The 23126-nt window shown below is 58.1% G+C and carries 22 protein-coding genes; 3 read left to right on the top strand and 19 right to left on the bottom strand.

From position 1 onward, the window contains the following. Positions 1 to 9: 9 nt before the first annotated feature. The 5 genes from AB3226_RS20375 to AB3226_RS20355 are packed head-to-tail and all read right to left on the bottom strand — an operon-like array spanning position 10 to position 4149. A complete protein-coding gene (locus AB3226_RS20375; RefSeq protein WP_367374361.1) occupies positions 10 to 366 on the bottom strand; it encodes a multidrug transporter in 357 nt (118 codons plus the stop codon). After that, positions 363 to 1199, bottom strand: coding sequence for a sugar phosphate isomerase/epimerase family protein (locus AB3226_RS20370; RefSeq protein WP_367374360.1), 837 nt, complete (start codon positions 1197 to 1199; stop codon positions 363 to 365). Before AB3226_RS20370 ends, AB3226_RS20375 begins: the two co-directional genes overlap by 4 nt. After that, positions 1196 to 1975, bottom strand: coding sequence for a pyridine nucleotide transhydrogenase (locus tag AB3226_RS20365; protein ID WP_367374359.1), 780 nt, complete (start codon positions 1973 to 1975; stop codon positions 1196 to 1198). Before AB3226_RS20365 ends, AB3226_RS20370 begins: the two co-directional genes overlap by 4 nt. Further along, complete coding sequence (locus AB3226_RS20360) at positions 1976 to 3133, bottom strand: NAD(P)/FAD-dependent oxidoreductase (protein ID WP_367374358.1); 1158 nt, start codon at positions 3131 to 3133, stop codon at positions 1976 to 1978. Then, positions 3133 to 4149: a glycosyltransferase family 2 protein gene (locus tag AB3226_RS20355; RefSeq protein ID WP_367374357.1), complete on the bottom strand. Its 1017-nt coding sequence runs from the start codon at positions 4147 to 4149 to the stop codon at positions 3133 to 3135. The genes AB3226_RS20360 and AB3226_RS20355 overlap by 1 nt, the downstream gene beginning before the upstream one ends. Before the next feature lie 319 nt (positions 4150 to 4468). Here AB3226_RS20355 and mutS point away from each other — a divergent pair, with 319 nt between their 5' ends. After that, on the top strand, positions 4469 to 7036 hold the full coding sequence (mutS, locus tag AB3226_RS20350) for a DNA mismatch repair protein MutS (protein ID WP_367375820.1): 2568 nt from the start codon (positions 4469 to 4471) through the stop codon (positions 7034 to 7036). 142 nt (positions 7037 to 7178) lie between these two features. Continuing rightward, a complete protein-coding gene (gene fdxA / locus AB3226_RS20345) occupies positions 7179 to 7502 on the top strand; it encodes a ferredoxin FdxA (RefSeq protein ID WP_003222178.1) in 324 nt (107 codons plus the stop codon). 483 nt (positions 7503 to 7985) lie between these two features. On the opposite strand, the gene rpoS is transcribed toward fdxA, so the two are convergent. From rpoS to AB3226_RS20305, 8 genes are all read right to left on the bottom strand, one after another. Further along, entirely contained in the window at positions 7986 to 8993 is a 1008-nt protein-coding gene (gene rpoS / locus AB3226_RS20340; RefSeq protein ID WP_007907200.1) for an RNA polymerase sigma factor RpoS, read from the bottom strand. Between the two features lie 106 nt (positions 8994 to 9099). Continuing rightward, the gene (locus AB3226_RS20335; protein WP_367374356.1) at positions 9100 to 9957 is read right to left on the bottom strand and encodes a peptidoglycan DD-metalloendopeptidase family protein; all 858 of its coding nucleotides are present in this window, start codon (positions 9955 to 9957) and stop codon (positions 9100 to 9102) included. 211 nt (positions 9958 to 10168) lie between these two features. Next, positions 10169 to 10804 carry a protein-L-isoaspartate(D-aspartate) O-methyltransferase gene (locus tag AB3226_RS20330; protein WP_177318845.1) on the bottom strand — a complete coding sequence of 212 codons (636 nt, stop codon included), beginning with the start codon at positions 10802 to 10804 and terminating at the stop codon, positions 10169 to 10171. Positions 10805 to 10845: 41 nt separating this feature from the next. Then, entirely contained in the window at positions 10846 to 11595 is a 750-nt protein-coding gene (surE, locus tag AB3226_RS20325) for a 5'/3'-nucleotidase SurE (protein WP_367374355.1), read from the bottom strand. Next, a complete protein-coding gene (gene truD / locus AB3226_RS20320; RefSeq protein ID WP_367374354.1) occupies positions 11583 to 12641 on the bottom strand; it encodes a tRNA pseudouridine(13) synthase TruD in 1059 nt (352 codons plus the stop codon). Before truD ends, surE begins: the two co-directional genes overlap by 13 nt. Further along, a complete protein-coding gene (gene ispF, locus AB3226_RS20315) occupies positions 12638 to 13111 on the bottom strand; it encodes a 2-C-methyl-D-erythritol 2,4-cyclodiphosphate synthase (protein WP_038979164.1) in 474 nt (157 codons plus the stop codon). The genes truD and ispF overlap by 4 nt, the downstream gene beginning before the upstream one ends. A 43-nt stretch (positions 13112 to 13154) precedes the next feature. After that, the gene (gene fghA, locus AB3226_RS20310; protein WP_367374353.1) at positions 13155 to 14000 is read right to left on the bottom strand and encodes an S-formylglutathione hydrolase; all 846 of its coding nucleotides are present in this window, start codon (positions 13998 to 14000) and stop codon (positions 13155 to 13157) included. Between the two features lie 8 nt (positions 14001 to 14008). Beyond that, positions 14009 to 15121: an S-(hydroxymethyl)glutathione dehydrogenase/class III alcohol dehydrogenase gene (locus AB3226_RS20305; protein WP_367374352.1), complete on the bottom strand. Its 1113-nt coding sequence runs from the start codon at positions 15119 to 15121 to the stop codon at positions 14009 to 14011. Between the two features lie 106 nt (positions 15122 to 15227). Here AB3226_RS20305 and AB3226_RS20300 point away from each other — a divergent pair, with 106 nt between their 5' ends. Next, on the top strand, positions 15228 to 16124 hold the full coding sequence (locus tag AB3226_RS20300; protein ID WP_305423195.1) for a LysR substrate-binding domain-containing protein: 897 nt from the start codon (positions 15228 to 15230) through the stop codon (positions 16122 to 16124). 164 nt (positions 16125 to 16288) lie between these two features. Here the strand turns inward: AB3226_RS20300 and ispD are convergent, their stop codons facing one another. From ispD to tilS, 6 genes are all read right to left on the bottom strand, one after another. Further along, entirely contained in the window at positions 16289 to 16996 is a 708-nt protein-coding gene (gene ispD, locus AB3226_RS20295; RefSeq protein WP_367374351.1) for a 2-C-methyl-D-erythritol 4-phosphate cytidylyltransferase, read from the bottom strand. Continuing rightward, on the bottom strand, positions 16993 to 17271 hold the full coding sequence (ftsB, locus tag AB3226_RS20290; RefSeq protein ID WP_192344221.1) for a cell division protein FtsB: 279 nt from the start codon (positions 17269 to 17271) through the stop codon (positions 16993 to 16995). The genes ispD and ftsB overlap by 4 nt, the downstream gene beginning before the upstream one ends. Positions 17272 to 17513: 242 nt before the next feature. After that, entirely contained in the window at positions 17514 to 18803 is a 1290-nt protein-coding gene (gene eno, locus AB3226_RS20285; protein ID WP_030127977.1) for a phosphopyruvate hydratase, read from the bottom strand. 156 nt (positions 18804 to 18959) lie between these two features. Then, positions 18960 to 19805 carry a 3-deoxy-8-phosphooctulonate synthase gene (gene kdsA / locus AB3226_RS20280; RefSeq protein WP_367374350.1) on the bottom strand — a complete coding sequence of 282 codons (846 nt, stop codon included), beginning with the start codon at positions 19803 to 19805 and terminating at the stop codon, positions 18960 to 18962. A gap of 5 nt (positions 19806 to 19810) precedes the next feature. Beyond that, positions 19811 to 21442, bottom strand: coding sequence for a CTP synthase (locus AB3226_RS20275; protein WP_030127979.1), 1632 nt, complete (start codon positions 21440 to 21442; stop codon positions 19811 to 19813). Between the two features lie 274 nt (positions 21443 to 21716). Continuing rightward, positions 21717 to 23045 carry a tRNA lysidine(34) synthetase TilS gene (gene tilS, locus AB3226_RS20270; RefSeq protein WP_367374349.1) on the bottom strand — a complete coding sequence of 443 codons (1329 nt, stop codon included), beginning with the start codon at positions 23043 to 23045 and terminating at the stop codon, positions 21717 to 21719. Positions 23046 to 23126: the final 81 nt, after the last annotated feature.

The raw sequence follows: 23126 nt of genomic DNA, 5'->3' as shown, positions 1-23126 counted from the left end.
TGTGTTCCATCAGGCCACGCGCGCCGTAATCAGCGCTACGCCGGAAATTACCAATAAAATCCCCGCCCCTGTCGTCCAGTGGAAGGGTTCACGAAAAACAAGGACGGAGGACAGAGCGACGGCCGCCACAGCGCCCGCCGTCAACACAGGGTGTGCAACGTTCAGTGGCAGACGAGCGAGTGCCGCGGCATAGAGCAGGAACGCTGTGCCATAAAGACCCAGTCCCAGCCAGAACGGCCAGTTGTTCAACGCACTCATCGGGTCGGCAGGCGACGGAAACCGACGAGGCGGTGTCATGGCAATCTTGATCAGCACACTGGCTGAGGCGTTGGACAAGATGCCCAGGATCAGAATCATCCACTTCATTGAACAATCCCCTCATCTTGAACGCCGTAGAACTGAATGGCTTTGGCCAACGCACGTTCAATCGAGACGATATGCGGCTCGTTGGCCGTGGCGACCATTTCGATGGACACCACATGCTCCGGCAGATAGCGCTGCACGGCAGCGCTCATACTCCCGTGTTCGGTGCCACCGTCACCCAACGGCACCAGGTTCGGTTCACTGGCATGCACATGGCCGATCAGCTCGGCACTATCTTCCAACAGCGTCAGAGGGTTTTCATCGTTGATGGCCAGCGCACCGGTATCGAATTGCATTCGGATGGCGGGATGAGCAACCTGGCGCACCACATGCGCAGTTTCAGGACTGGTGGTCATGAAGTTCGCGCCGTAGCAGACCGGGTTCGGTTCCAGGCAAATGAAGACACCATTGTCTTGGGCGACATCGCCCAACTTCCGGAAAAACCTCACTGCTGCGTCCAGAGCCTGCTGATCATTCAGGCCGGTTCGATCGCGATTTTTCGGCGAACCGAATACCAGCCGCGTGGCCCCCAGTTCCCCGGCAATCCGGCAGATTGCGCTCAGGTGTCGCAACAGCGCGGTCTGACTTTCATCGGAGCCAAACACGTTCAGTCCGGTGGTGCCGAACAGCAATGACTGCATGCCGGTGATTTCGATCCCACGCTCAGCCCACCAGCTTTTGACCCGTGCGATGTCTTGGGCGCTAGCATCTGCTGGTACGGGAAAGTATTTGCCTGGCGCAATATCGATGGCATCGACGCCATAGCGTTGCAGCAATTCGGCCACCGCTTGATCTTCAGCGACGTCCCAGGCGATGTTGGAAATAGCCAGCCTCATGGATTCACGACCGCACATGGCTCGGATTGCGCATAGGCCCTGACCGCCTGCAGGGTTTCACGGGCGCTGTACTGATAGCGACCGGATGCCCCAAATACCGACGCATGGCGCGTTTGCATGTCGTAGAACCCGATCGGGTTACCCAATGTGGTGTTGAACGTCTGACCGAACCCGCCCAGCGAAACATCCGCCACGCTGATCGGCGCTGCGGTGAGGTGCACCAGCTTCAGTCCGGCGTGCAGTGCCAATTGGATGTCATACCAGAGATTGACCATCGGATAGAACTGAAACACGCCACGGCTATCGATCGCCTGCAGATTGTTGTCATTCAGGAAGTCGAAGATCACGTTCTTGCGCAGGCCCGGGCCTACCAGCCCTGGAAGGCGAACGATCAAGTGCTCGGGGAAATGCGCCTCGACGAACTTCTCCAGCAAACGACGGTGCAAACCATAAGCGTGCAACCCAGCCTCATCCACAGGCGTGTCTTCATCGACGTCCACCGCTTTCTTGAACACATCGACTGTGCTGATGAGGATGAACCGGCGACAAGTGAGTGTCTTCAGGTGGGCGATCAAACCTTCGATTTTCAATCGATCGGCTTCAGGTTCACGGTTGGCGATCCACTTCTGCGCAGGCGCACCAGCACATACCACCGTATCGAACGATTGCCCTTCAATATCGGCGATGTTGGTCGAACGATAAAGCGACTCGAACTGCGCTTGCTTGAGTAGCGTCCCTCCCACAAAACCCGAGAAACCTATCAATGCATTGTTCATTTATTGCTCCTGGCTGTTCCCCAGCTGACTCATTGGAAATTCTTCCGAATCGAGCTTTTCCAGAACATCGTAAACATTGTCGATTTTTCCGCCCAACACCGAATAACAACCCGGCAGCTCGGCATGTTTCTCAAACAGAATGGGCCGACCATCGTCACTCTCATTCTTCACCAGCACGGTTTTGATTTCGAACAGCGACTCCACATAGCGCGCATCGAGCATCGCGGGGATGTAGCGACCGACGTCGCGAATCATCCGATCCACACGGCTGACACGGTCGTATTGCGCCAGTTTTCGGTAGGGATCGAGACCCTGCTGGTCATTCCAGTGCAAATGCGGGGTATAGCGGACATGGGACAATGTATGCAGACCGCGAGCCGGGAATGGCATCATCGAAAAAAATGGCCCATCCATCACTGTTACCCCCAAGTCGTCCAGAGCCGGAGGCATCTGCATCAGTGCCATCTCGGTGATCTCCTGCTTCAGACCGGTGCTGACGCCGGGGAAATCTCCCGTCAGCTGATTGAGGCCGCTGTAACTGCAGTTGAATACATACCGGCTGGACAACTGCTCCAGGATACCGTCGCGTCTCTGAACCGTGACGTTCAGCGCTGCGTCAGCGGATCTCGAAATCGCCGTCACTCGGGTCTGATAACGAATCTGCACCCCGCTCTCGCTGAGTTCACGCTCAGCCCAGGCGGCCAGTTTCGTGCTGTCGAACGCGTGCTCCTCAACCAGAAACACTTCTTCGATCAGACGGGGGTCAAACAGTGCACGCAAGCCTGGGTCCGCTACCTGGATCTCGGCACCGATGTTCCGGCAAAACCGCTCGAACTGCCGAGCCGTGCATTTCGAGTTGCGGCGGGCGATGGCGTAGAGCTTGGTGAGGTCAGTCTTGACCGCCTCTGGCCAGTCGCGGACAAAACGGGGCAAATTGACCCGGCTGCGATAGGCCGTGGTAAAGCTACGCGGGTAGTGAAAACCGTTATGCACCCGCGCCTGATTATTGTAGGAGGCGCGCGTCATTAGCTGCGGTTCCCGCTCCACGAGCACTACACGCTTGAGGCCACGTTGCCTGGCCAGGTAAACAGCGATGACAGCACCGTAAAACCCGCCGCCGATCACCACCACATCCTGATCGGGATGCCGGTTCTGCATCAGGAAGCCCTGTCACTGACGACCGTGGCCGGCTTTGAACTCACCTCTTCGATATTCAGTTTCTCCAGACGGGTCATGCGCGCACTGGTGAATTCCTGACCCACATGGTATCTGGGCCCCTCATTTGACAGGCTGGCCATGTTCAGGATGTACTCGCCCAACACCAGTAGCACCAGAGAGATAAGGAAAAACATCCCTGACTGCTGCAACGAAACACTGATCCAGCCCGGTGCCACATCGGTTTTCAACAGACCGACGGCGACCACATAAACGCAATAGACCAGATTGGCCACGGCCCCGAACAGCGACAGCGTTGTTACCAGACGCATCGGCGCTCGGGTGGTCGAGACCAGCAGGCGCATGCCACGGTCGATGCTCTCACCCAAGCGTTTCTTCGGGCACGCTTTGGGCATCGAGCTGTAACTCAGGTAGGCACGGGAAAACCCACCGGTAGCCGGCAAATGACGATAAGTGACCGTCGGCTGCGGGTGCTGAAGAATGAAATTGATCACGCTTTTACTGAGGATGCGGTAGAACGGGGCCTCTTTGGCGAGGTGCACACCGTTGAACCAGTTATAAAGCCCATGAAACAGCGTGAACGCCGAGCGGTACGCCAGACTCTGCACCGGTTTCTGCTCATTGTTGGCAAACACCACGTCGGCACCTCTGACCGCCTGATCCAGCATTTCAGGCAAGAAGCCGATGTCATCCGCCAACGGATCGATGACCGCCACGAAATCCCCTAGCGCATTCTCCATTCCGACCCAAGAGGCCGCGTCGGCGTCTACTTCCTGAGTCAGGGCATACACCTGCAGATTGGCCAGTCCCTGTTCACCGGTCAAACGTTTCATGACGGCAACACTGTCGTCGTCCGAGGCGTTGTCGACGATGATCAGCTCATAATCACTGACAATCTGGCCGATAACAGACGCGGCATCCGTGAGGATTTTCTCGATCGAGAGCGCTTGATTGCGCACGACGAAAACCACGGATAGGAAACAGGGATAAAAATCCATTTAAAGTTCACTTCAATGCTTAAAGGAGTAATTAAAAAAGATCGCGCAGCATGATACACCGCTTAGGTTCGATCCAGGCACCTCTGCCGCTCACCCCACTACTTTCGCAATACCGTCGAGACGCCGCCGCAAGCGCAAATGCTCAGGCATCATAGAAAAGCCCCCAACGCTGCCGGCTCCCGACTCACAATCACCAGGCATGTTAACCTTGCGTCATGTGCTGACCCCGCGAGGCTATAGAGTCGCAATTTGCGAATCGAAACGCCCATTTCCGCCCAAGACTTTGATATTTATCCATAAGCCACTGATGAATAAAGCAATTTCAGATTTATCCAGCCACACGCCAATGATGCAGCAGTACTGGCGCCTGAAGAACCAGCACCCTGACCAGCTGATGTTCTATCGCATGGGCGACTTCTACGAGATCTTCTATGAAGACGCGAAGAAGGCCGCCAAGTTGCTGGACATCACCCTGACGGCTCGTGGGCAATCGGCGGGTCAGGCGATTCCGATGTGTGGGATTCCTTACCACGCCGCGGAAGGTTACCTGGCGAAACTGGTGAAGCTCGGCGAGTCGGTGGTGATTTGTGAGCAGGTCGGCGACCCGGCCACCAGCAAAGGCCCGGTGGATCGTCAGGTGGTGCGGATCATCACCCCCGGCACGGTCAGCGATGAAGCGCTGCTGGATGAGCGTCGGGACAACCTGATCGCGGCGGTGCTGGGTGACGAGCGTCTGTTCGGTCTGGCGGTGCTGGACATCACCAGCGGCAACTTCACTGTGCTGGAGATCAAAGGCTGGGAAAACCTGCTGGCGGAACTGGAGCGGGTCAATCCGGTAGAGCTGATGATCCCGGACGACTGGCCGAAAGACCTGCCGGCGGAAAAGCGCCGTGGGGTTCGTCGCCGTGCGCCGTGGGATTTCGAGCGCGACTCGGCGTTGAAAAGTCTTTGCCAGCAGTTTTCCACCCAGGACCTGAAAGGTTTCGGCTGCGAGAACCTGACCCTGGCGATCGGCGCTGCTGGCTGCCTGCTCAGCTACGCCAAGGAAACCCAGCGCACCGCCCTGCCGCACTTGCGCAGCCTGCGTCATGAACGCCTGGACGACACTGTGGTGCTGGACGGCGCGAGCCGTCGCAACCTGGAACTGGACACCAACCTGGCCGGCGGTCGCGACAACACCTTGCAATCGGTGGTCGATCGCTGCCAGACCGCCATGGGCAGCCGCTTGCTGACTCGCTGGCTGAACCGTCCGCTGCGGGATTTGACCGTACTGCTGGCGCGCCAGACTTCGATTACCTGCCTGCTCGATGGTTACCGCTTCGAGAAACTGCAACCGCAGCTCAAGGAAATCGGTGACATCGAGCGGATTCTGGCGCGGATCGGCCTGCGCAATGCCCGTCCTCGTGACTTGGCGCGTCTGCGCGATGCCCTCGGTGCACTGCCAGAGTTGCAGGTAGCGATGGCCGAGCTTGAGGCTCCGCACATCATTCAACTGGCGACGACCACCAGCACCTATCCGGAACTGGCGGCGCTGCTGGAAAAAGCCATTATCGACAACCCGCCCGCCGTCATCCGTGACGGTGGCGTGTTGAAAACCGGTTACGACGCCGAGTTGGACGATCTGCAATCGCTCAGCGAAAACGCCGGGCAGTTCCTGATCGATCTCGAAGCGCGTGAAAAGGCCCGCACCGGTCTGTCGCACTTGAAGGTCGGCTACAACCGGATTCACGGTTACTTCATCGAGTTGCCGAGCAAGCAGGCTGAATCGGCGCCTGCGGACTATATTCGCCGGCAGACCCTCAAAGGTGCCGAGCGCTTCATCACGCCAGAACTGAAGGCGTTCGAAGACAAGGCACTGTCAGCCAAGAGCCGCGCCCTGGCTCGCGAGAAAATGCTCTACGAAGCGCTGCTCGAAGACTTGATCGCCCAATTGCCGCCCTTGCAAGACACGGCCGCCGCACTGGCCGAGCTGGACGTGCTGAGCAACCTCGCCGAGCGCGCACTGAATCTGGACCTGAACTGCCCGCGTTTCGTCAGCGAGCCGTGCATGCGCATCACCCAGGGTCGCCATCCGGTGGTCGAGCAAGTACTCACCACGCCGTTCGTGGCGAACGACCTTAGCCTCGACGACAGCACCCGCATGCTGGTGATCACCGGTCCGAACATGGGCGGTAAATCCACCTACATGCGTCAGACCGCATTGATCGTACTGCTGGCGCATATCGGCAGTTTCGTGCCGGCGGCCAGTTGCGAATTGTCCTTGGTAGACCGAATCTTCACCCGGATCGGTTCCAGCGATGACCTGGCGGGTGGACGATCGACCTTCATGGTCGAAATGAGCGAAACCGCGAACATCCTGCACAACGCCACCGAACGCAGCTTGGTGCTGATGGACGAAGTCGGTCGCGGCACCAGCACCTTCGACGGTCTGTCCCTGGCCTGGGCCGCGGCAGAGCGCTTGGCGCAACTGCGGGCCTACACATTGTTCGCCACACATTATTTCGAGCTGACAGTGCTGCCGGAAGCCCAGCCGCTGGTGGCCAACGTGCACCTCAATGCCACTGAGCACAACGAACGCATCGTGTTCCTGCACCACGTGTTGCCTGGGCCTGCCAGCCAGAGCTATGGCCTGGCGGTTGCGCAGTTGGCTGGTGTGCCGAGCGAAGTAATCGTGCGTGCTCGCGAGCATCTGAGCCGACTGGAATCTACAGCGTTGCCTCATGAAGTTCCAAAGCCAACCAAAGGTAAACCGGCCGCGCCGCAGCAGAGCGACATGTTCGCCAGCCTGCCGCATCCGGTACTGGATGAACTGGCCAAACTTGATCTGGATGACATGACACCGCGTCGTGCACTCGAAATGCTCTATACATTAAAGACACGGATCTAACGCACTTGCCTGCAAGCTGTTAGAATCTCGCGCGGTTTGGGATGCTGCAGGCTAATAGCCTGGCCTGCAGACTATCGCTCCCGAACCTGGCGACCCCGTCCTGAAGGGGCTCCGCTGCCGCCGCCTGAGGAGAGAATTAGAAATGACCTTCGTCGTCACCGACAACTGCATCAAGTGCAAGTACACCGACTGCGTAGAAGTCTGTCCGGTGGACTGCTTTTACGAAGGCCCGAACTTCCTGGTGATTCACCCGGATGAGTGCATCGACTGCGCACTGTGCGAACCCGAATGCCCTGCCGTGGCCATCTTCTCCGAAGATGAAGTTCCGGAAGATATGCAGGAATTCATTCAGCTGAACGTTGAGTTGGCTGAAATCTGGCCGAACATTACCGAGAAGAAAGAATCGTTGCCTGATGCCGAAGAGTGGGATGGCGTCAAAGGCAAGATCAAAGACCTCGAACGCTGATCAAAGCGCGTTCCCGAAAAGGCCCCTTGTGGGCCTTTTTGCTTTTCTGCAGGCAAAAAAAGGGGCGGTATGACCCGCCCACATTTTTTCCCTATTCCTTGTGTTCCTTTTCATCGTCCTGATGAACCGCTTCCTGCGATGTCCGTTCCCCTCTTCCTTGAAGGGCGTGTCTTTCCGTCGACACAGTTCAGATACTAGAGAATTCCCCACTAAGAGCAATCGGCCTCTGTCGCTGAAATCGCCTGTCACACGTTGTTAATCTAAAAAAATAACCATATAGATCAATAAGATAAACGAACACAGCAAGTTAAATAGACAACTACCAGGGTGTAAAAATAACGAACACTTACGAAAGAGTAAGCAAAGACTTACAACACGAGACTACAAACCTGAGGTGGTGCAAAAAACAACGCACCTCTCATATTTCCGGCAACAAAAAGCCCCAAACCAGTTGGGGCTTTCTGTACCGGCTGAACGAGTTGCTTATTGGAACAGCGACTCGCTCGACAGGCCATTTTTCTCGAGAATCTCCCGAAGACGCTTGAGGCCTTCAACCTGGATTTGCCTGACCCGCTCCCGGGTCAAGCCGATTTCCAGGCCTACATCTTCAAGTGTGCTGCTCTCGTGACCTCGCAAGCCGAAGCGGCGTACGACCACCTCGCGTTGCTTGTCGGTCAGCTCCGAGAGCCACTGATCGATGCTCTGTGACAGGTCGTCGTCCTGCAACAGTTCGCATGGATCGGTCGGGCGGTCGTCGGTAAGAGTGTCCAGCAGGGTTTTATCCGAATCAGGACCCAGCGAGACGTCGACCGAAGAAACCCGCTCGTTCAGGCCGAGCATGCGCTTGACCTCGCCTACCGGTTTCTCCAGCAGGTTGGCGATTTCTTCGGGTGAGGGTTCGTGATCGAGCTTTTGAGTCAGCTCTCGTGCAGCCCGCAAGTACACGTTGAGCTCTTTGACCACATGGATCGGCAACCGGATGGTCCGGGTCTGATTCATGATCGCGCGCTCGATGGTCTGACGAATCCACCAGGTGGCGTAGGTCGAAAAGCGGAATCCACGTTCGGGATCGAACTTTTCTACTGCCCGGATCAGGCCGAGGTTGCCCTCTTCGATCAGGTCCAGCAGCGACAGCCCACGATTGACGTAACGTCGGGCGATTTTCACCACCAGCCGCAGGTTGCTTTCAATCATGCGCTTGCGTCCGGCCGGATCGCCACTTTGCGACAAGCGCGCAAAATGAACTTCTTCTTCCGGGGAGAGCAATGGGGAAAAGCCGATTTCGTTGAGGTACAGCTGCGTGGCATCGAGTGCCCGTGTGTAGTCGATGTACTTGTGTTGCTTAAGCGAAGCGGAGTGTTTGGATTTGGCACGAACGGAAGGTGGTGCATCCCCTTCATCATTCGACATCGAATCCGTGGCGATGCCGGTCTCCATCAGGAGAACCTCATCGTCGATGTCAAACTCCGGCACTTCTTTACTGAGAGCCATTGTTATAGTCCTTTGGTGAGTTCGACCTCAAGCTCAAGCGGCGCCTTGATCCCTGGCAACGCTGGAGCCTGTTCCCTCTACGTGACGGAACAGGCTGGCTAACAAATCAACGACGTGGCAGGAATTGCAGCGGATCTACAGGCTTACCTTGTCGGCGAATCTCAAAATGCAGTTTCACCCGGTCTGTACCCGTTGACCCCATTTCGGCAATTGTCTGTCCGACTTTGACCTGCTGCCCCTCCCGAACCAACAGCCTGCGGTTATGTCCGTAGGCACTGACGTAGGTATCGCTGTGTTTGATGATGACTAATTCGCCGTAGCCCCTTAAGCCACTCCCGGCGTATACCACCGTCCCATCAGACGCAGCTAAAACAGGCTGTCCCAAATCTCCGGCGATATCAATTCCTTTATTCAAACTACCGTTTGAAGAGAATTTACCGATCAGAATGCCATTAGAAGGCCACCCCCAGCCCGTCGGGGCCGGACCGGCAGGAGGCAATGGAGCGGGTGCCGGCTTGTTGGCGACGGACGGTGCAAGCACTGTTGTACTGGTCGTCGCGCCATTTGCCTGGCGCCGAATGACGGTGGTTTTACTCGACGACGAAGGTGAGGAACTGGACGAACTCACCACCGCCGTCGGCGCTGAACCGCTACGACCGTCGAAGCGAATTGTCTGACCCGGATGGATCGTGTAAGGCGTAGGAATGTTGTTCCGAGCCGCGAGGGCTTTGTAGTCCCAACCATAGCGAAAGGCGATGGAGAACAAGGTGTCCTTGGGTCGGACAACGTACTGGCCGGTGGTCACGGCCGGACGCTGGGCGACCGCGTTGTTACGATCGACGACGTTCGCACTACCTGATTTGGTGCTGGAACATCCGACCAGCAAGGTACTCAAGACAAGGCCAGTCACCAGACGCTGAAAGCTCGTTATACCCATTCGCTGCGCAATGACTGTGAGACTCACCCGCCGCTCCCTTTGTGGTGGCTGAAAATATGGATTGCCGTGCTCCGGCACAAAATGTCGCAAGTATAACGGGCCGAACAGGCTTTACCTTTAATGAAGCGGATTCGCTTCGCGCACACGTTTGCTGTCTGACGATGAATTCCGTTTAACCAATCGATGCCGCTGTAAGACCGGGGCAATCGAAGAGAATTCAGCGTGCTTAAACAAATGCTCAGGCCAACGGCCCATTGAGCAATGGCACAAAACGCACCGCCCCCAGAACACGCCTGGAAAAGCCCTGTTCTTCACGGATGATCAACATCAATTGTTGAACTTCACCGGAGCCGACCGGAATCACCAATCGCCCACCCGGTGCCAACTGATCGAGCAATGCCTGAGGCACGTCTGTGGCCACGGCGGTGACGATGATGCCGTTGTATGGCGCCAGTGCCGGCCAGCCTTCCCAACCATCGCCCCAGCGAAATACCACGTTGCGCAGGTTCAGCTCCACCAGGCGCTCCTTGGCCCGGTCTTGCAGCACCTTGATGCGCTCCACGGAAAAAACCCGCTCGACCAATTGCGACAGCACTGCCGTCTGGTAACCCGACCCGGTGCCGATTTCCATCACCTTGTCCAACGGACCGGCTTCCAGCAGCAGCTCGCTCATGCGCGCCACCATATAAGGCTGGGAAATGGTCTGGTTATGCCCGATCGGCAGCGCCGTATCTTCATAGGCGCGATGGGCCAGCGCCTCATCGACGAACAGATGACGCGGTGTGCGGCGGATGACTTCCAGCACCTTGGCGTTGGATATTCCCTCTTCATAGAGGCGCTGAATCAGACGTTCACGGGTCCGTTGCGAGGTCATCCCGATACCGCGATGCAGAATATGGTCTTGTTCACGAGCCATTAACGCAGCCCCTCCAGCCAGCCATCGAGACTTCTGAAGGCATCATTAAAGGTGCGATCCAGTTGCAGTGGCGTGATTGAAACGTAGCCTTGCATCACCGCGTGGAAATCGGTGCCCGGGCCGCCATCTTCAGCGTCACCCGCCGCGGCGATCCAGTAACCGGATTTACCACGCGGGTCGACCACTTTCATCGGTGCCGCGGCGCGGGCGCGATGGCCAAGGCGAGTCAGCTGGATACCGCGGATGTGCTCCAGCGGCAAGTTGGGAATGTTCACGTTCAGTACCGTGCGCGGTGGCAGTTCAAGGTCCGCGTGAGCCTCTACCAGTTTGCGCGCAAAATAAGCGGCTGTGGGAAGGTTCTCTACTTGCCGTGAGACGAACGAAAAGGCAAACGAAGGACGCCCAAGGAAACGTCCCTCGAGGGCCGCCGCTACGGTGCCGGAATACAGCACGTCATCCCCCAGGTTGGCCCCCAGGTTGATACCGGAAACCACCATGTCCGGCTCAAATTCCAGCAAGCCGTTAAGGCCCAGGTGCACGCAGTCGGTGGGTGTGCCGTTGAGGCTGATAAAGCCGTTGGCCAGGGTTTGCGGGTGCAACGGACGGTCGAGCGTCAGCGAGCTGCTGGCGCCACTTTTGTCCTGGTCCGGGGCGATAACCACGCATTCGGTGTAATCCGCCAGCGCAGCATAAAGCGCGGCGAGACCGGGTGCGGTTACCCCATCGTCGTTAGAAATCAGAATACGCATGGGCTGTCCGTCTGCCCCACCGGCACCAGATCGACGAGTTCGCGCACCAATACGGTGGCGAAGCATCCGGCCGGCAGGACGAATTCCAGTTGCAGAATGTCAGGCTCGGGATAATGCCACGTCAACGCACCAATGGGCAGCCGCAGGATGCGACGTTCGTGGCTCATTCCGGCGTTAATCAACCAATCGCGCAGATCCACTTCGCGCGCAGCGATTGCCTGCTCCAGTTCATGGACAGCGCCTGACGTCGGCGAGTCACCTTCGCCCCACTGCGGGCCGGTGGGGTGCAGGTCGAGAATCGCCAAGCGCGGGTCGCTGCATTCGGCAACACCTGCCGGGAAAAAACTGCGGCTGTCGGTGAACGCCAGCAGATCGCCCACTTGAGCGCGCTGCCAGGTGCCATCGGCAACGCGCGCCGCCAACACTTGGTTGAACAGAAAACTGCGAGCGGTGGAGAGCAGCCGCGAACGCACATTGCGTTGCTCCGGCAGGGCTTTGCGCGCCGCCCAGGCACGGGCGTCGACCACGTTGCCGCCATCAAAGCCGAAACGCTGGGCGCCGAAATAATTGGGAATACCTTGCTTGGCGATCAGCTGCAGACGCGCTTCGATCGCCGCCTTGTCACCGGCGAACTGGGTCAAGCGCAAGGTGAAGCCGTTGGCCGAGTGGGCACCGCGCTGCAGTTTGCGTTTATGCCGACCGGTCTTGAGGATTTTCAGCGTGTCGTTTTCCGCCGCCGACAGATCAGGATCGGCCTTGCCCGGCAGTTGCACGCTGAACCACTGGCGCGTCAGCGCCTGACGGTCCTTGAGGCCGGCATAGCTGACGGTGCGCAACGGCACACCCGCCGCCTTGGCAATGCGCCGTGCCGCTTCTTCGGTATTCAGACCGCGCTTTTCCACCCAGATCCACAGGTGCTCGCCATCACCACTGAGGGGGATATCAAGCACTTCATCGACCTGAAAATCTTCTGCTGTGGCTTTCAGTACAGCGGTACCGAGAGACTCACCATAGGCCCGCGGGCCGAGCAATTGCAGTTCGTTCATGCGCGCAGCAACAGAGCAACGGAGTGCACGGCAATGCCTTCTTCGCGACCGACAAAGCCGAGCTTTTCGGTGGTGGTAGCTTTCACGTTCACTTGATCCAACTCAACTTGAAGATCCGCGGCAATCAGCGCGCGCATCGATTCGATATGCGGGGCCATTTTCGGGGCCTGGGCAACAATGGTGTTATCGACGTTGCCGACTTTCCAGCCTTTGGCATGGATCAGTGCGACGACGTGACGCAACAGCACGCGGCTGTCGGCGCCCTTGAATTGCGGGTCGGTGTCCGGAAAATGCTTGCCGATATCACCCAGCGCGGCAGCACCGAGCAAGGCATCGCTCAAGGCGTGCAGCAGGACATCACCGTCGGAATGGGCGAGCAGCCCGAAGCTGTGTGCAATCCGCACGCCGCCCAGTGTGATGAAATCGCCTTCAGCGAAACGGTGCACATCGTAGCCGTGGCCAATACGCATAAAAAAACGCCCCGATTTTTGTCAGGGCGTGATTCTACCTGCATTAGGCGCCTAGAGCGCGCGCATGATGTTGCAGGTGGTCGTCAATGAAGCTAGCGATGAAGAAATAACTGTGGTCGTAGCCCGGTTGCAGACGCAACGTCAGCGGATGACCCGCCAGTTTGGCGGCCTGTTGCAAGGCTTCAGGCTTGAGCTGGGTGGCCAGGAAATCATCGCGATCACCCTGATCCACCAGCAGCGGCAGCTTCTCGTCAGCCTCGGCGATCAATGCACAGGCATCCCATTCGCGCCACTTCGAACGGTCTTCGCCCAAGTAACGGGAAAAGGCTTTCTGGCCCCAAGGGCAATCAATCGGATTGTTGATCGGCGAGAACGCCGACACCGACAGATAACGCCCCGGATTGCGCAACGCGCAAACCAGCGCGCCGTGGCCGCCCATGGAGTGACCACTGATGCCACGCTTGTCCGACGTCGGGAAATGCGCTTCGACCAATGCCGGCAATTCCTGCACGACATAGTCATGCATCCGATAGTGCCGGGACCACGGTTCCTGCGTGGCATTCAGATAAAACCCGGCACCTAGGCCGAAGTCCCAGGCGCCGTCCGGATCACCCGGCACATCAGGACCGCGAGGGCTGGTATCCGGTGCGACGATGATCAGCCCCAGCTCGGCGGCCATGCGCATGGCGCCGGCCTTTTGCATGAAGTTCTCGTCGGTGCAGGTCAGGCCGGACAACCAGTACAGCACCGGCAGTTTACCGCCCTGCTCCGCTTGCGGTGGCAGGTACACGGCAAACACCATGTCGCAACCGAGCACGTCGGAGCGGTGCCGATAGCGCTTGTGCCAGCCGCCGAAGCTTTTCTGACAGGAGATATTTTCCAGGCTCATGACCGACCTCAGAAATGGATGACGGTACGGATGCTTTTTCCTTCATGCATCAGTTCAAACGCCTTGTTGATATCTTCCAGGCCCATTGTGTGAGTAATGAAGGTATCCAGCGGGATCTCGCCGGTCTGGGCCATTTCGACATAGCTTGGCAACTCGGTACGCCCGCGCACACCACCGAACGCCGAACCACGCCAGACTCGACCGGTCACCAGTTGGAACGGACGGGTCGAGATTTCCTGACCGGCGCCGGCCACGCCAATGATCACCGACTCACCCCAACCTTTGTGGCAGCACTCAAGTGCAGCACGCATCAATTGGACGTTGCCGATGCATTCGAAAGAAAAGTCGACACCGCCATCGGTCATGTCGACGATCACTTCCTGAATCGGACGATCGAAGTCTTTCGGGTTTACACAATCGGTAGCGCCCAATTGCTTGGCAATCTCGAACTTGGCCGGGTTGATGTCGATGGCGATGATCCGCCCTGCCTTGGCTTTGACCGCGCCAATCACAGCCGACAAACCGATACCGCCCAAGCCGAAGATAGCCACGGTGTCACCCGGTTTGACTTTGGCGGTGTTGATTACCGCGCCGATGCCAGTGGTGACGCCACAGCCCAGCAGGCAGACTTTTTCCAGCGGTGCTTCTTTAGGAATTTTGGCGACGGAGATTTCCGGCAGCACGGTGTACTCGGAAAAAGTCGAGGTGCCCATGTAGTGGAAAATCGTTTCGCCCTTGTAGGAAAAACGCGAAGTGCCATCCGGCATCAGGCCTTTACCCTGCGTCGCACGAATCGCCTGGCAGAGGTTGGTTTTGCCCGACAGACAGAATTTGCACTTGCCGCATTCCGGGGTGTACAGCGGGATTACATGGTCGCCGACGGCGACCGAGGTCACGCCCTCGCCGATCGCTTCGACCACCGCGCCACCTTCGTGACCCAGGATCGACGGGAAGATGCCTTCCGGATCAGCGCCCGAAAGAGTGTAGGCATCGGTATGGCAGACACCGGAGGCGACGACGCGCAGCAGGACTTCACCCGCCTTGGGCATGGCGACATCGACTTCAACGATCTCGAGGGGTTTCTTGGCCTCGAAGGCAACGGCGGCGCGCGACTTGATCATGCTGGCTCTCCAGTGAATAAAAACAAGACTAGGAGTGTAATACAGCGGCATACGATGAATAATCAGGACAAAAGCAAAACATTATTGCCATACAGGGATAATCCTGATGTCCGAAAACCGCTGGGAAGGCATCGATGAGTTCGTCGCCGTCGCCGAATGCAGCCAATTCACCGCCGCGGCCGAACGCCTTGGGGTGTCTTCCTCTCACATCAGTCGCCAAATCGTACGACTGGAAGAGCGCCTGCAAACCCGCTTGCTCTATCGCAGCACCCGCCGGGTCACGCTGACCGAGGCCGGGCAAACCTTTTTGCAGCATTGCCAGCGTTTGCAGGACGGTCGCGAAGAAGCGTTGCGCGCTGTCGGCGACCTGACCAGCGAACCCAAGGGCATGCTGCGCATGACCTGCGCCGTGGCCTACGGCGAACGATTCATCGTGCCACTGGTGACTCGCTTCATGGGGTTGTATCCGCAACTGCGCGTCGACATCGAACTGAGTAACCGCCCGCTCGACCTGGTGCATGAAGGGTTGGACCTGGCCATCCGCCTCGGCCGTCTGCAGGATTCAAGATTGGTCGCCACACGTCTGGCACCACGACGCATGTACCTGTGCGCCTCGCCGTCCTACCTGGAAAGGTATGGTCGCCCACACAGCTTGTCGGAATTGAGTCGCCATAACTGCCTCATCGGTAGCTCGGATATCTGGCAACTGGAACAGAACGGGCGGGAATTTTCCCAGCGAGTGCAGGGAAACTGGCGCTGCAACAGTGGGCAGGCAGTGCTGGATGCCGCGCTACAAGGGGTTGGGTTGTGTCAGTTACCGGATTACTACGTGCTGGAATACCTGAAAAACGGCGAATTGATTTCGCTGCTGGAAGCCCATCAACCGCCAAACACAGCGGTTTGGGCGCTTTATCCACAGCAACGGCATCTGTCGCCGAAAGTGCGCAAGTTGGTGGATTACTTGAAGGAAGGGTTGGCCGAACGGCCGGAATATCGAAGCTAGGAGCTTACCGGCGTGTCAGCGAGATGTCGGTCGTCTGAACTACCGCTATCGCGAGCAAGCTCGCTCCCACAGTGAGCGGGGTCGACCACAAATCTTGTAAACACCATAGAGCCCTGTGGGAGCGAGCCTGCTCGCGATTGAGGGCAACGCAGAAACAAAGCCAATCAGCGGCGGTTAGCCCAACGCTGGCGCAACCATTCAAGGTCTTCGGGGCGAGTGACTTTGATGTTATCGGATCGCCCCTCAATCAAGCGCGGCGCCTGGCCCGACCACTCCATGGCCGAGGCTTCATCGGTGACGACAACGTCCGCCACCAGACTGTCCGCCAACGCTCGATGCAATGCGCCAAGGCGAAACATTTGCGGCGTATACGCCTGCCAGATCACGCTGCGATCCACTGTTTCCAGCACGCGCCCATGCTGGTCGACCCGCTTGAGAGTGTCCCGCGCAGGCACCGCCAACAGACCGCCGACCGGATCGTCAGCGAGTTCACTGAGCAATTTATCAAGATCATCACGCGCCAGATTCGGTCGTGCGGCATCATGAACCAACACCCAATCCTCATCGCCAGCGCCTTGGGCATGCAGATGCAGCAAGGCATTGAGCACCGACCCGGAGCGCTCGGCGCCACCTTCAACCCGCTGAATACGCGGATCGGCAGCACACGCCAGGTTCGGCCAGTAAGGATCGTCGATTGCAAGACTGACCACCAACCCCTTCAAGGCAGGATGATCGAGGAAACAGCCGAGGCTGTGTTCGAGAATAGTGCGCCCGCCCAGTTGCAAGTATTGCTTGGGACGGTCCGCGGCCATACGGGCACCGACGCCCGCGGCAGGAATCACGGCCCAGAAGGCCGGTAACGACTCAGTCATTGGGCCAACTGGTAAAGGGTTTCACCGTCCTTGACCATGCCCAACTCATGGCGAGCCCGCTCTTCAACGGTCTCCATGCCTTTTTTCAATTCGCTGACTTCGGCGTCCATCACCCGATTGCGTTCCAGCAAAGACTCGTTCTCGGCGTGTTGATCCGCAATCTGCTGCTTCAACTCCGCCACTTGCGCCAGACTGCCATTACCCACCCACAGGCGGTACTGCAGGCCAGCCAGCAGCAAGAGCAAGACGAGGAACAACCAATTGGGACTGCGCATCGAATATCAGGTATCCAGTGAAAAAAGACAGCCATGCCAAAACTTTGAAGCTTCTGATAGCACGAAGCCTGGAAGAACCAGGCTTGTGCTCTTAAGGCATCAGATTAGTGGCAAATCCATCGCTGCTGCGATTTTTCCGACACAATCCGGTGTCTTTTTACTATCTCATGCCCTGCCTCACCAATACGCTGCTCTTTGACACCGTCAAAAAGAAGCAGTAATGGCGAGTCGGGGCACCTTACTCAGCCGCGGAATTCGCTACGGCCGTTGTACTTGGCTTTGCCATTCAACTGCTCTTCGATACGCAGCAGTTGGTTGTACTTGGAAACGCGGTCGGAACGGCACAGGGAGCCGGTCTTGATCTGGCCAGCCGCAGTGCCCACAGCCAGGTCGGCAATGGTCGAATCTTCGGTTTCGCCGGAGCGGTGCGAGATTACGGCGGTGTAACCAGCGGCCTTGGCCATCTGGATCGCTTCCAGGGTTTCGGTCAGGGTGCCGATCTGGTTGAACTTGATCAGGATCGAGTTGGCGATCTTTTTATCGATGCCTTCTTTCAGGATCTTGGTGTTGGTCACGAACAGGTCGTCGCCTACCAGCTGAGTCTTCTCGCCGATCTTGTCGGTGAGGATTTTCCAGCCAGCCCAGTCGGACTCGTCCAGACCGTCTTCGATGGAGATGATCGGGTAACGCTCGGTCAGACCTTTCAGGTAATCAGCGAAACCTTCAGCGGTGAACACCTGGCCTTCGCCGGACAGGTTGTACTTGCCGTCTTCGTAGAATTCGCTGGCTGCGCAGTCCAGAGCCAGAGTCACGTCGGTGCCCAGCTTGTAACCGGCATTGGCCACGGCTTCGGAGATCACTTTCAAAGCGTCTTCGTTGGAGGCCAGGTTCGGCGCGAAACCACCTTCGTCACCAACGGCAGTGCTCAGGCCACGAGCCTTCAGAACGGCTTTGAGGTGATGGAAAATCTCGGTGCCCATGCGCAGACCTTCCGAGAAAGACTTGGCGCCTACTGGCTGAACCATGAATTCCTGGATGTCGACGTTGTTATCGGCGTGCTCGCCACCGTTGATGATGTTCATCATCGGAACCGGCATCGAGTAAACACCCGGGGTACCGTTCAGGTTAGCGATGTGAGCGTACAGCGGCAGGTCCTGGTCCTGTGCTGCTGCCTTGGCCGCGGCCAGGGAAACGGCGAGGATCGCGTTGGCGCCCAGGGTCGCTTTGTTTTCGGTGCCGTCCAGCTTGATCATCGCGTGATCCAGCGCTTTCTGGTCGCTTGGGTCTGCACCCAGCAACAGGTCGCGGATCGGACCGTTGATGTTGCCGACGGCTTTCAGAACGCCTTTGCCCAGGTAACGACTCTTGTCGCCATCACGCAGCTCGAGTGCTTCACGCGAGCCAGTGGAAGCACCGGATGGCGCGCAAGCGCTGCCGATGATGCCGTTATCGAGAAGCACGTCTGCTTCCACAGTGGGATTGCCACGGGAGTCGAGAACTTCACGACCTTTGATGTCGACGATTTTTGCCATTGTTGTAAACACTCCAAAGTTGACGAAAACGACGCAGCTGATGGAAATCTTTTATCGTCGGCAAGCGACAGGCAACAGGCAAGCTTGCGGACGACAAGGCTCAAGCCCGAGGGCCTGAGCATTAAATCGTGCGGTACTTTACCGGAGAATTGAGGTTTACGCGGTTTCTACCGTCGGAAAACTCTTCACCAGTTCGTCCAGTGCTTTGAGCTGGGCCAGGAATGGTTCCAGTTTGTCCAGACGCAAGGCGCAAGGGCCGTCACATTTGGCATTGTCCGGGTCCGGGTGCGCTTCGAGAAACAGACCGGCCAGCGACTGGCTCATGCCGGCCTTGGCCAGGTCGGTGACTTGGGCACGACGACCACCAGCAGAATCGGAGCGACCGCCGGGCATTTGCAGCGCGTGGGTCACGTCGAAGAACACCGGGTATTCGAACTGCTTCATGACGCCGAAGCCAAGCATGTCAACGACCAGGTTGTTATAGCCGAAGCTCGAACCACGTTCGCAGAGGATCAACTGATCGTTACCGGCTTCTACGCATTTGTTCAGGATATGTTTCATTTCCTGAGGCGCAAGGAACTGGGCTTTCTTGATGTTGATCACCGCGCCAGTCTTGGCCATCGCAACCACGAGGTCGGTCTGGCGCGACAGGAAGGCCGGCAACTGGATGATGTCGCAGACTTCAGCGACAACCGCGGCCTGATCAGGCTCGTGGACGTCGGTGATGACCGGCACGCCGAAGGCTTGCTTGATGTCCTGGAAAATCCGCATGCCCTCTTCCAGGCCGGGGCCACGGTAGGAGGTCACGGAAGAACGGTTCGCCTTGTCGAAACTGGCCTTGAACACGTAAGGGATACCGAGTTTTTCGGTGACCTTTACGTACTCTTCGCAGACCTGCATCGCCATGTCGCGGCTTTCCAGCACGTTCATGCCACCGAACAGCACCATCGGCTTGTCGTTGGCGATCTCGATGTTGCCTACGCGGATGATTTTCTGCGCCATCAGGTTTACGCCTTCTTCTGGTGTTGGGCCAAAGCGGCTTTAACGAAGCCGCTGAACAACGGATGACCGTCGCGTGGCGTCGAGGTGAACTCAGGGTGGAACTGGCAAGCAACGAACCATGGATGATCCGGCGCTTCGACCACTTCAACCAGCGCGCCATCACCGGAACGACCGGAGATTTTCAGACCGGCCTCGATGATTTGCGGCAGCAGGTTGTTATTCACTTCGTAACGATGACGGTGACGCTCGACGATCACGTCCTTGGCGTAGCAGTCGTGCACCAGGGAACCTGGCTCAAGCAGGCAATCCTGAGCACCGAGGCGCATGGTGCCGCCCAGATCGGAGGTTTCGGTACGGGTTTCGACTGCGCCGGTGGCATCTTCCCACTCGGTGATCAGACCCACGACCGGGTGACCGCTGGTGCGATCGAACTCGGTGGAGTTGGCGTCTTTCCAGCCCATGACGTTACGAGCGAACTCGATAACGGCCACTTGCATGCCCAGGCAGATACCCAGGTATGGAACCTTGTTTTCGCGAGCGTATTGAACGGCAGTGATCTTGCCTTCAACGCCACGCAGACCGAAGCCACCCGGCACCAGAATCGCGTCGACGCCTTCCAGCAGCGCGGTGCCCTGGTTTTCGATGTCTTCGGAATCGATGTAGCGCAGGTTGACCTTGGTGCGGTTGCTGATGCCGGCGTGACTCATCGCTTCGATCAGCGACTTGTAGGCGTCCAGCAGTTCCATGTACTTGCCGACCATGGCGATGGTGACTTCGTGCTCCGGGTTCAGCTTGGCATCAACCACCGCTTCCCACTCGGACAGATCGGCGCTGTCGCATTGCAAGCCGAAACGCTCGACAACGAAATCATCCAGGCCCTGGGAGTGCAGAATGCCCGGGATCTTGTAGATGGTATCGGCGTCTTCCAGCGCGATCACCGCACGTTCTTCAACGTTGGTGAACTGGGCGATCTTGCGACGCGAAGAGATGTCGATCGGGTGATCGGAGCGGCATACCAACACGTCAGGCTGCAGGCCGATGGAACGCAATTCCTTGACCGAGTGCTGAGTCGGCTTGGTTTTGGTTTCGCCGGCGGTGGCGATGTACGGCACCAGCGTCAGGTGCATCAGCATCGCGCGCTTGGCGCCGACTTCGAAACGCAATTGACGGATCGCTTCGAGGAACGGTTGCGATTCGATGTCACCCACGGTGCCACCGATCTCGACCATGGCCACGTCGGCATCACCGGCGCCCTTGATGATCCGGCGCTTGATTTCGTCGGTGATGTGCGGGATCACCTGGATGGTTGCGCCCAGGTAATCACCACGGCGCTCTTTGCGCAGGACGTGTTCGTAGACACGGCCGGTGGTGAAGTTGTTGTTCTGGGTCATGGTCGTGCGGATGAACCGCTCGTAGTGGCCCAGGTCCAGGTCGGTCTCGGCGCCGTCGTGGGTGACGAACACTTCACCGTGCTGGAACGGGCTCATGGTGCCCGGGTCAACGTTGATGTACGGGTCCAGCTTCAGCATGGTGACCTTAAGTCCCCGCGCCTCCAGGATGGCCGCCAATGAAGCCGAGGCAATGCCTTTCCCCAATGAAGAAACAACACCGCCCGTGACGAATATGTAGCGCGTCATGAAAAACCCTAGAAGTCTGCGTTAAAGCGGTCCGAGCCGCCGGGGAAAGCGAAGGAAGGCCGAAGCCCCCGATCACCTGCATTAATCACAGTGCACCTTTCAAAAAAACCGCCGCGTTGGGACAGACCGGTGGATGAAACACCGGTAGGTTGCTCGCTACACATTTTTTGGAATCGCCCAGCAAAGACTGCTTGGTAATCGGCAACTCCTGCGATTCAGGCGAATCCACAGAAGTTGTATCAAGAAGGGAGCGTAGTCTACCGGAAAGCCCCTTTCAGCTCAAACCTTGATCTTCGATCGGCGGCTGCCAATGCAAATACCAGCCACCTTGCTCATCGCCATTTAGCCCCCGCAGGTTCGCCACCGCCAGCAATTGCTGGCCTCTGTAGACCAGCGGCAATCTGCCACGGGCGAAGCCCGGCACACCGCTTTCGTTGAGCAAACGCTTCAGGTCACGGTGGCCACGATCGGGCAGGTTCATCACCTCGCCTCCCTCACGATAGCGGATCTGCAGTGGGCCATCGGGGGGCTGACCGGTCAACGTAACTACGCCGTTATCCGGCAACGCCAGTAATACCGAGGGATCAGCCCAAGACACCAGGGATGGCGGAGTGCGCAGCCAACCACCAGACAACCACCAGAGACGCCCGCCCGCGCGATGCAATTCACCCGCCGCGAGTCGCCAGACCGGACGCGCATCGCCGGTCGCATCGCGCAAATTCTCCCAACCCGACCAATGGTCACTGTCCGGCAAAGTCGTCAACGGTTTGAGCCAGTGACTTAGCGCGTTGCGCTGGCGCGCATCAGACAGTTTTTCCAGTGGCGCCAGCTCCAGCGACGGCAAACCCAGCCAATCGAAATCGCTGACCGTGGTGGCGTGGGCCAGATCGATTTGCGCCAATTCGTCGAGCAGTCCCTGCGCTTCGCTCAGATGCGCAGCGCTGCGGGCCATGGTCGCCACCGCTTGCGGCCAGCGGGCGGTCAACACGGGGAACACCTGATGGCGCAAGTAATTGCGTGAGAACTGTCGGTTCTGGTTTGACGGATCCTCGATCCAGCCCAACTGATATTCAGTCGCGTAGGCTTCAAGCTCGGCGCGAGTGACGTCAAGCAAGGGGCGCAGCAGATGCCCCCGACCCAAAGGACGCTCGCCCGGCATCCCCGACAAGCCTCTCACCCCTGCCCCACGCATCAGCCGAAACAGCAGGGTTTCTGCCTGATCGTCACGGTGTTGGCCAGTGAGCAGCACTTCACCGGCATGAGTCGCCGCGTTGAAAGCGCCATAACGCGCATCCCGCGCCGCACGCTCAAGGCTGGCGCCCGATTCAACCTGAACACGCACGACCTCTAACGGCACTCCCAGCGCATCACAGACCGACTGACAATGTTCCGGCCACGCATCAGCCGCAGCCTGGAGGCCGTGGTGGACATGGATGGCGCTCAGCGCCGGCAGGGATTGGGTTTTCGCAAGGTGCGCGAGAAGGTGCAGCAGGACGGTGGAGTCGAGACCACCGGAGAACGCGATGCGCCAAGTTGTAGCGGTGCGCCAAGGCGTGAGATTGCGCAGGAGCCTGGTAGGCAAATCAGTCGTGGGCTGACTCATATCGATCACTTCGCACAAATCAAATGTGGGAGCGGGCTTGCTCGCTCCCACATTGGTTATCCAGCATTTGCCGAAGCAGCG

Origin of the sequence: Pseudomonas lini (assembly GCF_964063345.1) — a bacterium.
Lineage (GTDB): Bacteria > Pseudomonadota > Gammaproteobacteria > Pseudomonadales > Pseudomonadaceae > Aquipseudomonas > Aquipseudomonas lini_B.
This window is presented reverse-complemented; position numbering and strand designations above follow the sequence as displayed.